The sequence below is a fragment of the Georgenia sunbinii genome (genome assembly GCF_036421875.1).
In the GTDB taxonomy this organism is placed as follows: domain Bacteria; phylum Actinomycetota; class Actinomycetes; order Actinomycetales; family Actinomycetaceae; genus Georgenia_B; species Georgenia_B sunbinii.
The window spans coordinates 394,428-406,061 of the sequence record NZ_JAZGOL010000001.1; the positions used below are offsets into that span (position 1 = coordinate 394,428).

An 11,634-nucleotide genomic window follows, 5' to 3' on the forward strand; every position below is an offset into this window, starting at 1 on the left:
CGGTGAGCTCAGGGCTCACCGCAGCCCGTCGGTGAGGTCGCAGACGTGCCCGTCCGGGTCGACCGGCTCGCCGCACATGGGGCACGACGGCCGTCCGGCGCCCACGACCTCTCGGGTGCGCTGGGCGAAGGCGCGCGCCGCGCCCACCGGGATCCGCACGACGAGCGACTCGTCCTGCTCCGGCCCGACTGGCTCCAGCGTCTCGGGGTCGACCAGCTGGGCGGGCAGGGCCTCGATGACGAGCTGCGCGGTCGACCGGTCCCACGCCAGGCTCATGCCGCCGACGCGGAACTGCTCCTCGACGGGCTGGTCGAGGGCGTCGTTGTCGACCAGCCCCTCGGGTGCCTGGGCGGGGACACTGACGGGGTTGCCCTCGGTGGCCATGAGCTGGTCGAGGACGACGTCGACCTGCTCGGCGAGCGCGGCAGACTGCTCCTTCTCCAGCGCCACGCTCAAGACCCGCGCGCCGGTGCGGGCCTGGAGGTAGAAGGTGCGGGACCCGGGCTGCCCCACCGTCCCGACCACGAGGCGGTCGGGCCAGTCGAAGGTGTGGATGGTAGAAGGCACGGGGCCCATGCTACGAGGCTGCGGGCGCGGGGGCCGAGGGGCGCACCCCACCACCCACCTGCGGCGCATCAGGATTGGCTCGCAGCCACGACAGATCCCCGGCGTCGGTGTTCATCGCGAGCACCTGGGGATGGCTGGGCGCGTAGCGCACGATGGAGGCGGAGGCGGGATAGACGTGGAGGCGCTGGAAGAGGTCCAGGTGCAGTCCGAGCGCATCCGCCAGGATCGCCTTGATGAGGTCACCGTGGCTGACCGCCGCCCACACCGCGCCGGGGCCGTGCTCGGCCTCGACCAACGCGTCATGCCGGCGGATCGCGGAGACCGCCCGGGCGTGCATCGCCACGAGCGACTCGCCACCCGGGAACACCGCGGCCGACGGTTGCCGCTGCACTACCGGCCACAGCTCCTCGCGGGAAAGGTCGGAGAGCGCACGGCCCTGCCAGTCGCCGTAGTCACACTCGGTGAGCCCCTCGTCGACGCTGGGTGTCAGGCGGCCACCCTGCTGGTCGACGAGTGCCTGCGCGGTCTGCCGGCATCGCTCCAGCGGGCTGGAGACGATATCGACCAGGGGTACCTTCCCCAGCCGCGCACCGGTCCGCGCCGCCTGCTCCCGTCCGGTCTCATCGAGCTCGACGCCGGGGGTCCGCCCAGCGAGCACGCCGGCGGTGTTTGCGGTGCTCCGGGCATGCCGGACCAGGATGACGGTGGCCATGATGATCGATCCTAGAGGTCACGCCGCGCCCGGCTGCCGGGCGGACCGCTGCGGTCGCTGAGCACAGCGGTCCGCCCGGATCAGGCGAGCTGCCGACGGCGGACGAGGAGCCCGCCGACCAGGCTCAGCCCGGCGAGCGCCAGTAGGGCGGCCAGGCCGCCGGTGCCGGTCGTCGGTAGCGGCTGCCCGGTCCCGGGACCGGGGGTGCCACCGGGCACCGGCGTGGTCGGACCAGGGGAGCTCGGCGGGGTTGTCGTCGGTGGCTCGGTGGGATCCACCGTCGTCGGCTCCTCCGTCGGCTCGTCGGTCGGTTCCTCGGTGGGTTCCTCCGTGGGCTCCTCGGTGGGCTCCTCGGTGGGATCCACCGTCGTCGGCTCCTCCGTCGGCTCCTCCGTCGGTTCCTCGGTGGGTTCCTCGGTGGGTTCCTCGATCTCGGTGGCAACGGCCTCGCAGGTGAGGTGCTGGTCGAGGGCCAGCGTGACGGTGCCGTCGGTCGCACACGCCGGGCCGATGACGAGGGTGTACTCCGACGGCCCAGTGACCTCGACGGTGTGCGTGCCCGCGGGCAGCACGGTCGGCTCGCCGAAGGTCGCCGCAACCCCGTTGACCCGCAGCGTGAAGTCGGCCGGGGCGGCAGCCGCACGAAGCTGTTCGGCGGCCTCCTCGATGGTCAGCGTGACGCTGAGCGTGCCGGGGATGTCGTCGTGAGTGATGGTGCAGGCCAGCTCGTCGCCGTCGGCCAGCGTCACCGCGCCGTCACCCGGGGCGCAGTCCCCACCGATCGCCGTCGAGTATCCGGGCAGTGCCCCGCCGTCGACCAGGTAGGAACCGACCGGCAGCGTGTGCACAGTGCCGGCCGTGTTGCCCGGGGTGCTCGCGACCGTGCCGGTGCTGTCACCGATCGTGACGGTGGCATCGCCGGCGACCGCAGTCCCGCCGTCGTCGGTGATGACGACCGTCGTGACGGTCAGCGTCGCGACCGGGCCCGCGATGTCGTCGTGGGTGATGGTGCAGCTGCTGTCGGCGCCGGGCACGAGGGTGACTCGGCCGTCAACGGCACAGTCCCCGGTGATCGTCGTGGTGTAGCCGGCGAGGGTGCCGCCGTCGACCGTGTACGCCCCTGCGGCCAGCGTGTGCGACGTTCCGGCGGTGTCGCCCGGGTCGGTGGCGACGATGTCGGTGCCGGAGCGGATCTCGACGGCGAAGTCGCCGGCCTCGGCGCTGCCGCCGTCGTCGTTCATCACCTCGGTGATGACCGTCAGCTGTGCGGGGAGCTCGGCGACGTCGTTGTGGATGACGGTGCAGCTGAGGTCGTCACCGGCACCGAGCGTGATGGTGCCGTCGGCGGCGCAGTTGCCGGTGATCGTCGTCGTGTAGCCGGCCAAGGTCCCGCCGTCGACCACGTAGTCTCCCGGCTCGAGCGCGTGCTCGGTGCCGAGGGTGGAACCCGGGAAGGTTGCGACCGCCGAGCCACCACTGCTGATCGAGACGGTGAACTGGTCGGCGGTGGCCACCCCGCCGTCGTTGTTGCTCACCTGCGTGACCACGGTGAGCGTGGTGCTCACCGCAGCGACATCGTCGTGGGTGACGGTGCAGGTGAGGTCGTCGCCGGCGCCGAGCGTGATGGTGCCGTCGGGGCCGCAGTCGCCGGTGATCGTCGTGGTGTACTCGGCGAGAGTGCCGCCGTCGACGCCGTAGGCGCCGGCGGTGAGCGTGTGGGACGTTCCGGCGGTGCTGCCCGAGTCGGTGGCGACGACGTCGGTGCCGGAGCGGATCTCGACGGTGAAGTCGCCGGCCTCGGCGCTGCCGCCGTCGTCGTTGATCACCTGGGTGACGACGGTGAGGGTCGGCACCGCGACGATGGAGTCGGTGTCGGAGCTGACGTTGTTGGCTGGGGTGAGGTCGGTGCCGTGGGTGCCGTCGTCGAAGGCCTCGGCCGTAGCCGTGAGCTCCTGCCCGACGACGACGTCGGCGTCGATTGTCACGGTCACCGTGCGGGTCCCCTCCCCGGCGGAGTCGACGCCGAACAGCGGCCAGGTCACCGTGCCGGCGTCGTGCGTGCCGCCGTCGCCGGCGGAGACGAAGGTGACACCGTCAGGCAGCTCGACGCTCAGCTCGACGCCGGTGCCGTCGACCGCCCCGACGTTGTCGACCTCGACGGTGTAGGTGAGGCTCTCCCCAGCGCTGACGTCGGTGCGGCCGTCGTCGATCGAGACGGTGAGGTCCGGGCGCTGGACCAGCGCCGTTGCGCAGGAGTCGAGCAGTGCCGCGAGGACCGGCTCCGGGTCGTTGGCGAAGTCGTTGATCGGGAAGAACGCACCGCCGCTGCCCGTCGCGAGCTCCTGATAGGCGAGGGTGTTGTTGGCGACGGTGATGATCGAGAACAGGATGGCACCGTGGTCCTCGAGCGCCTGGGCCGCGTCGGCCGGGGTCGCCTGGTACTGCTGGGTCGGCTCGTCGCCGACGAGGACGACGCACTTGCCGGCCCCGGGCCGCAGCCCCACGTCCGGGCCCAGCGCGTCGATGACGGCGTTGATCCCGGGCTCGGTGCCGCCACCGGTGGTCAGCTGCGCGGCGGCCGCCGCGACGTCGTCGAGGTCGTCGGTGGCGGGCACGATGATCCGCGGCAGGTAGCCGGGGCGGCCCGGTTGGGCCGGGAAGCCGCCGCCGAAGCCCATGACGCTGATCTGGTAGTCGAGCTCTTCGGCGAGCTGATTGGCGATCCGGACGACGTTCTCCCGGATGCGGGCCTGCACGCCGCCCATGGAGCCGGACTCGTCGACGGTGAACACGATGTCGCCGGGCGGCAGCTGCGCCGTCGGGATCTCGACGGCGTCCGAGGACCCCAGGTAGTACGCGGTCTCCGCGAAGCTCGCGGTCAGCGCGCGGTCGGTGCCGAGCGGCAGGTTGAGCGCGACCTCACCGGCGGCGTCGGTGGTCACCGTGCGGGTCTCGCCGCCGAGGCTCACGGTCAGCTCGGCGCCGGCGATCGGCACGAAGCCGGCCGCGGAGTTCCACAGCTTGGCTCGCACGCTCACGCTGCCGTCCCCGGCCGTACCGGGAACCGGATAGACGTTGAGGTACGTCGGGGACTTCTCGACGACGATCTCGGCGGTGTCGACCAGCTCGCCGCCGTCCTTGTCGGTGATCGTCAGGGTCGCGGTGTACTCACCGACGGCGTAGGTGTGCGGGGCGCGCACGGTGGTGTTGTTGCACGGCTGGATCTCCACGACGTCGCTGCCGTCGCCGTAGTCCCAGGCGCAGTGCAGCGTGGCCCGGTCGACGGCGCTCGGGTCGCTCGCCGAGGCGTTGGGGGCCCAGACGGTTCCGACGACGCCGGGGGAGATCTCCGCGACGAACGCGCGGAAGTCCGAGCCCGCGTTGCCGGTGGGCGGCCGGTTGTCGACGGTGACGGTCTGCGTGGCGGAGGACGTCATGCCGTAGGAGTCGACGAGCGTGAGGGTGACCTCGAACTCGCCGTTGTCGGGGAAGCTCCGGCTCGGCGCCAGGGTGCCGTTCGTGGGCGAGCCCTCGCCCCACGTCCAGGTGCGCTGGACGACGGCGCGGTCGGCCAGCCCCTCGGGCGTGGTGTCGGTGAACCGGGCGCCCGTCGCCTCGTTGATGGTGTCAGGGAAGGTGAACGTCGGCTCGACCAGCTCGGGGACCACTCGCTGCAGCAGGCTGCGGGTGGACGTGTTGTCGTCGCCGTCGGTGACCGTGAGCGTCACGGTGTAGTCGCCGGGCGCTGCGTAGGTGTGGGTAGGGCTCTGCTCGGTGGAGGTCTCGCCGTCGCCGAAGTCCCACGCCCACGAGGCGATGTCGCCGTCGGCGTCGGTGGACCGGTCGGTGAAGGTCACTGTCGCGCCGCCGAGCTGGCCGGTAAGGGCCTGGAGCCGGTCGGTCCTGACCGACGAGGTGTTGCCGCGGTTGTTGAGGGCGTCATAGCGCAGCCAGCGGCCGTCCATCGGCGACGACAGCTCGAGCACCTGGAGCGTCGCGTCGTTGGCGAGCTCCTGCTCGACGACGGTGGTGTAGCCGCCCGGCCCCTGGCCCGTGCTCGACAGGCCGAGCCGGACGTCGCGGGGCCGTTGGCTCGTCGAGCTCGCCGGCTGCACCGCGACCGCCTCGACCTGCCAGTTCGCGCCGAGGTCGATGATCGCCCACTGGTTGGTCACCAGCCCGCTGCCGGTCTGCCAGCCGGCCTCGCTGCTGGGGTAGTCCGTGTCGATCATCTCCTGGGCGGAGGTGCTGGCGTTGGCCTGGCTGCTCCACAGCACCGCCTGCCCGCCGTGCTCGAGGCGTGCGACGTCCCCGAGCCCGGTGTCAGGCAGCGGGCTGAAGGCAGCGACGGGCGGCCCGGAGACCAGCACCTGCTGCGTGCTGACCTCCGAGACGACTCCCAGGGCGTCGGTCACCCGAAGCGCGACGGTCGACGTCGCGGCGAAGGCGTGCTGGGGGTGCTGCTCGGTGGAGTCGACGGTGAACGAGGCACCGTCGTGGTCGAAGTCCCACTCCCACCTACCGACGCCGTCGTCGTCGCTCGAGGTGTCGGTGAAGGTCACCGGGTTCCCGACGACGGCGGGGGACGGGGCATAGGTGAAGCTGGCGACCGGGCGGTCGGTGACCGTCACGGTGCGGGTGACGTCGTCCTCGAGCCCGTCGGAGTCGGTCACCGTGAGCCGGACGACGTGGTCACCGGCCGTGGCGAAGGTGTGCGTGGCCTCGGCGGTGGTGGCGTCGACGACGCCGTCCGCATCGACGTCCCACGCCCAGGCCAGGATGGGACCGTCGGGGTCGGTGGCGGTGCTGGTGAAGGTGACCTCCTCCCCGATGACGGCGGGGGAGGGGGAAGCGTCGAAGCTCGCCTCCGGCGGCCCGGTGTCCAGCGTGGCCGGGTTGCAGTCGTCGTCGACGCCGTTGCCGGGGATCTCCGGCTGGCCCGGGTGGACGGCGGAGTTCTCATCGGCGCAGTCGACGTTGGCGTGCCACCCGTCGCCGTCGGCGTCGGGGTGGACGGGGATCGCGGTCCACCGGGTGGTCGCGGCGCGCCCGCGGCCGTCGGTGGTGCGGGCGACGACGGCGTGCGCCTGGCCGGCATTGGCGGCGGTGGCGGCGAAGTCGTAGGCAGCGCCGGTGCCGACGACGTCGGTGCCGACTGTCCATTGCGTGGTGAGCTCGTCGCCGTCGGGGTCGGTCGGGGTGACGGTGAGCTCCTGCGTGCCGCCGATGGGTACCTCGAGGAGCGAGTCGAACGGTGGCGTGGGGGTCCCGTGCGTCGGCGGGCGGTTGGTCGTGGTGACGTTGGATCGGACGAAGCCGGCGGTCTGACGGCCGTCGGCGTCGGTCAGGCGCGCCCCGACGACGACGCGGCCGGGGCGGGTGAAAGCGTGGGTGATCGCGGCGCCGGTGGCGTCGTCGAACGCGCCGTCGTCGTCCAGGTCCCACTCGACGGTCAGATCACCGCAGCCACCGGCACAGTTGACCGAGAGGTTGCGGGGCTGGTCGACCGGCAGGCTCTGCACCGAGATGCTCGTGATGCGCGGGTAAGGTGTCGCGCCGCTGCCGGCGACGACGGCCTCGAGCTCGGAGATGATGGCGTTCATCGAGTTGCCGAGGTCGGTGTAGGCGGCGGACATCTGGTTGTTGACGCTGGCCAGCTGGTTGTACTGCGCGCTGAAGCTGGCGGGGACGTCCTCGCTGCCGAGCTCGTCGAGCAGGGCGTCGACGACGGCGTCGATCTCCGCCGGGCTCGCGCCGAGGTTGCGCAGCTCGCGCTCGTCCGCGTCGCTCGCCCCGTTCGTCTCGAGCTCGGTCAAGGCGTTGCCGAGGCGGGTGTAGGCGGTGTTGAGGTTGATCCCGCTGCTGCTGGCGGCGCTGCTAACCGAGCTGAGGGCGCTGGTCTCGTTGCCCAGTGCGGTGTTGAGCAGGCGGGCGTAGCTCTGGATGTCGCGGGCGTGCATGAGGGCGGCTGCGGCGTCGTCGACCAGGGCGGCGCCCTGGTACTTCTCCAGCGAGCCGAGGAAGGCGGCCGAGAGCTCGTTGATCTCGCTGGTGTGGTCGGCCCAGGTGCTCACCGCCGTCCACAGGGCGTTGTCCGACGGCGGGGTGAACCGTTCGCGAGGGCCGGGCAGGCTCGGCCCGGCGAAGTTCGGGTCCGGCGGGTCGGCGGCGATCCCGTTGTAGTAGGAGGCACGGTCGACGATCACCTTGACGACGTCGAGCTGCAGCCGGATCGTGTCCGCCGGGCTCACCGTGGGGCACCAGGGGTCCGGGACCGGCCCGCCGCTCGACGGGAGGACGCTGCACACGTAGGTGAGGTAGAAGCCCTGGAGGTTCGTCGCGTCGCTGATGAGGGAGTAGGCCATCGTCGCGGCGAAGAAGGCTGCGTAGGCCTGGGCGGCCTCGGTCCAGTGCTCGGCCTGGGCGGTGGCCCCGGACTTCATCTGCGCGATGCGCGGGTCGGGCAGGACCGGGACGTCGGTAGGGATGACCACCTCGAAGGCGTTCTCCAGGATGGAGTCCTCGCCGGCGTCGAAGGTGCCGTCCTGGCAGGTGTCCTCGACGATGTCGTAGGTGCCCGGCCCGACGGTGCCGCCGGGGGCGGTGATCGCTACGACCTCGCCGAAGACCCCGCTGCCGAGACTCGTGCCCTGGAGGGTGTTGGGGGTGCCCGAGACGTCGCTCAGCGCGCCGCCCGCGCCGACCGATCCGCTGGGGACCACGTAGATGTCTGAGGCGGTCCAGAAGACGTCACAGTTGCGGGTGAGGGTGCCGAAGTCGATGACGACGTAGGCGTTCGGCCCGAAGGTGTAGCCGTTGAGGCTGAAGCTCGACGCGTCGGCCCTCGCGGGCGCGGCGAGGATCGCCCCGGTCCCGAGCACCAGCACCGTGCTGAGCACTGCTGCCAGCCACACCCGAAACCGCCGTGTCATCCCAGCTCCTCAGTCCGCCCCACAGGAACATTGATCCTGGCGGAGCAGCACCAGATGTGGCGGAAGACGGAGGATGACTACCGGGTGATCAGCAGCCGGTCAGAGGATGATCTCTGCGCGCCGGGCGGTGGCCGGGATGGCGGAGGGTCAGAGCACCGCCTGGAGGAACGCCTTGGTGCGCTCCTGCTTCGGGTCGCTGAACATCACGGCGGGCTCGGCGTCCTCGATGATGTGGCCCTCGTCGAACATGAGCACGCGGTGGGAGACCTCCTGGGCGAACTGCATCTCGTGGGTGACGATGAGCATCGTGATGTCCGTGGTGTTGGCGATGTTCCGCAGCACGGTGAGCACCTCCCCGACGAGCTCCGGGTCGAGCGCCGAGGTGACCTCGTCCAGGAGGAGGATCTCCGGGTCCATCGCCAGGGCGCGGGCGATCGCTACCCGCTGCTGCTGACCACCGGAGAGCCGGGTGGGGTGGGCGTCGGCCTTGTCGGCCAGGCCGACGAGGTCGAGCAGCTCGTGCGCTCGTGCGGTGGCTTCGGCTTTCGACTTCCCGAGCACGTGGATGGGCGCCTCGATGATGTTTTCCAGCACCGTCATGTTCGGGAACAGGTTGAACTGCTGGAACACCATGCCGATCCGGGTGGCGATCTTGGCGACCTCCTTGGGCTTGCGTGCCACCCGCTTGCCGCCGCGCTCAAGGTAGGTGAACGGCTCGCCGTCGATGTAGATGTAGCCGCCGGTGAGGTCCTCGAGCGTCATGACCAGGCGCAGGATGGTGGTCTTCCCGGAGCCGCTCGGGCCGATGAGCGTCACGCGCTCGCCCTTGGCGACCGAGAAGTTGAGGTCGGACAGGACCGTGTTGTCACCGAACTTCTTGACGACGTTCTCGAAGCGGATGACCGGGTTGGTGTCAGTAGCGGGCAAGGCGCGCCTCCAGTTTTCGGACGAGGATCGAGGTGGGGTAGCTGGCAGCGAGGAAGATGAGGCCAGCCAGGGTGAAGGCCTCGACATATGTGAAGGTGCGCGAGCCGTAGTTCTCGGCGGCGCGGATCATCTCCGGGACCGTGATGACGAAGAGGAACGGCGTGTCCTTGAACATCGAGATCACCCACGTCCCCAGCGCCGGGACCGTGGTCCGAAGCGCCTGCGGGATGATGACCTTGGTCCAGGTCCGGCCCGCGGGCAAGGACAGCGCGGTGGCCGCCTCCCACTGCCCGGGCGGGACGTTGTCGATCCCCGAGCGGTACACCTCGGCCATGTACGTGGCGTAGTGGATTCCCAGCACACCGATCCCGATCCACAGCGGATCCCAGCTGGTGAAGGTGTAGTACACGAACAGCAGCTGAATGACGAGCGGCGTCATCCGGATGAACTCCATCACCCAGTGCACTGGCTTGGCGATGATCGCCGGTGCGGTGCGGCGGACGAAGGCGACCACGAGCCCGAGCAGCGCGGCGATGATCGAGCCGATCACGGTCGCGAGGAGCGTGACCCGAAAGAATGCCTCCAGCAGCTGGGGCAGGACCTCCGCGGCGCGTTCCCAGTTCCACAGGTCTGACATGTCAGCTCACCGCCGAGGGCTTGGCGGCGCGGGGGCGGAAGATGGTCTTGAGCGGCGGTCCGGCGCCCAGCCGGTTCTTGGCGTGGACCTCGGCGAAGTTGGCGATCAGGACCAGCACGTAGGCGATGAGGAAGTACATGAGCATGCCGACGCCGTAGGAGAAGAAGGTGTCATTGGTGCGTTGGCGCAGCACGCCGCTGACGAAGGTGATGTCGTGCATGAAGATAACGAAGGCCACCGCGCTGCCCTTGAGGAGCATGATCCCCAGGTTGCTCAGCGAGGGGATCATGATCGCCCATGCCTGCGGCCACACGATCCGGAACATACGCCGCCTGGGGGAGAGGCTCAGCGCGACGCTCGCTTCCCACTGCCCCGTGGGCACGGCGTTGATCGCGCCGCGAACCACCTCGGCGCCGTACGCGCCGTAGTTGAGGCCGAGGGCCGCGATGCCGCACACGAGTGACGCCACCTGACGGTTGTCGAACAGGCCGGGGAAGACGAGGGGCAGCACGTAGAACAGCCAGAAGAGCTGGACGAGTAGCGAGGTCCCGCGGAAGAACTCGATGAACATGCGGGCACCACCGCGCATCACGATGTTCTGGTGGCGCGCGGTGATGCCGAGTGTCGCCGCGAGGATGAACGCGAGGACCGATCCACCGATGGTGAGCTGCAGCGTCACGAGGATGCCGTCGACGAACTGCGGCCAGAGGTTGACCAGGGCGTCGAAGTTGTCAGCCATGAGACGAGGGCGTCAGCCGATTTCCCCGGAGCACAGCTGCTCGGTGGTGAAGTCACCAGTGGGGCGTTCCTCGGCGGTGAAACCCCAGTCGCCGACCACGGAGAGGTACTCGGCCTCGTCCTCGACGATCGGCGCGAGCTGCTCGTTGTACGCGTCGCGCATGTCGGTGTCCTCCGGACGGAACACGGTGCCACCCGCGCCGTACTGCATCACGCCGTTGATCTCGGCCACGAAGCTCTCGGTGACCTCGATGCCGGCATCCGGAGCGTTGTCAACCATCCAGTTGAGCGAGATCCCGGTAAGCGCGAACACGTCCGCGCGACCGCCGGTGACGAGGTCCATGCCATCCTGCGGGTTGCCGACCTCAGTGGCGTCGATGCCGAGGTCGGCGGCGTAGGTGGCCTCGATGGCGCCCGTCATGGCGGCCATCTGCACGTCGTCCGCGTCGGCGATGTCCTGCATCCCGTGCAGGTCGTGGGGGTTGCCTTCCTCGACCATGAGGGCGGTCGTGTACTGGAACTCCGGGTCGGAGAAGAGCGCCTGCTCGCAGCGCTCGGGCAGGATGGACATCCCGGCTGCGACGGCGTCGAAGTGGCCGGCGTTGAGGCCCTGGATGAGCTGGCCGAACTCCGCCTGGACACCCTCGACGTTCTCGATGCCGAGCTCGCCCCAGATGCGCTCCTGCAGGGCGACGGACGCACCGGCAAGCTCGCCGTTCTCGTCCATGAAGCTGTAGGGCGCCTCACCGGCGAAGCCGACCGTGATGGTGCCGGCCTCCTGCAGTTCGGCGAGCTTGCCGCTGGCGCCGGTGTCGCCGCCATCGGTGGTGGCGCCGGTGGCGTCGCCGGCCGGTGTCTCGTCGCCGTTGTCGCCGCTATCGCCACCGCACGCGGCGAGGCCGAGCGCCAGGACGGCGGCTGCGGCGGGAATGGTCATTCGCTTCTGGGTAGAACCCATGATGTTCATGGTCCCTTCGGTTTGCACGAGGCAGTGCTTCTCGGCCTGAACAGCGCTGTTGTGGAGGCGGCTACCAGGCCTGATGGCCCCGAGTGGTCATGGTGGAGCCACGGTAGGGGGAATGGGCAGGTGTCACAACCTTGTGACTCCGGCCGTGTCGCGC

At 70.3% G+C, this 11,634-nt stretch carries 7 protein-coding genes; all 7 read right to left on the reverse strand.

Annotation, left to right across the window (positions count from 1 at the left end; genetic code table 11):
• Positions 1 to 15: 15 nt before the first annotated feature.
• The 7 genes from V2J52_RS01895 to ehuB all read right to left on the reverse strand — a co-directional run bounded on the left by V2J52_RS01895 (position 16) and on the right by ehuB (position 11,450).
• Entirely contained in the window at positions 16 to 567 is a 552-nt protein-coding gene (locus V2J52_RS01895) for a DUF3090 domain-containing protein (RefSeq protein WP_331225962.1), read from the reverse strand.
• Between the two features lie 10 nt (positions 568 to 577).
• Positions 578 to 1,279 (reverse strand): histidine phosphatase family protein, encoded by a 702-nt coding sequence (locus V2J52_RS01900; protein ID WP_331225963.1) that lies wholly within the window; start codon positions 1,277 to 1,279, stop codon positions 578 to 580.
• Between the two features lie 80 nt (positions 1,280 to 1,359).
• Entirely contained in the window at positions 1,360 to 8,211 is a 6,852-nt protein-coding gene (locus tag V2J52_RS01905; RefSeq protein WP_331225964.1) for a PKD domain-containing protein, read from the reverse strand.
• A gap of 147 nt (positions 8,212 to 8,358) precedes the next feature.
• A complete protein-coding gene (gene ehuA / locus V2J52_RS01910; protein ID WP_331225965.1) occupies positions 8,359 to 9,138 on the reverse strand; it encodes an ectoine/hydroxyectoine ABC transporter ATP-binding protein EhuA in 780 nt (259 codons plus the stop codon).
• Positions 9,125 to 9,775, reverse strand: coding sequence for an ectoine/hydroxyectoine ABC transporter permease subunit EhuD (gene ehuD / locus V2J52_RS01915; protein ID WP_331225966.1), 651 nt, complete (start codon positions 9,773 to 9,775; stop codon positions 9,125 to 9,127). The genes ehuA and ehuD overlap by 14 nt, the downstream gene beginning before the upstream one ends.
• 1 nt (position 9,776) lies before the next feature.
• A complete protein-coding gene (locus tag V2J52_RS01920) occupies positions 9,777 to 10,514 on the reverse strand; it encodes an amino acid ABC transporter permease (protein WP_331225967.1) in 738 nt (245 codons plus the stop codon).
• A 12-nt stretch (positions 10,515 to 10,526) separates the two neighbouring features.
• Positions 10,527 to 11,450 (reverse strand): ectoine/hydroxyectoine ABC transporter substrate-binding protein EhuB, encoded by a 924-nt coding sequence (gene ehuB / locus V2J52_RS01925; protein ID WP_331225968.1) that lies wholly within the window; start codon positions 11,448 to 11,450, stop codon positions 10,527 to 10,529.
• Positions 11,451 to 11,634 lie beyond the last annotated feature (184 nt).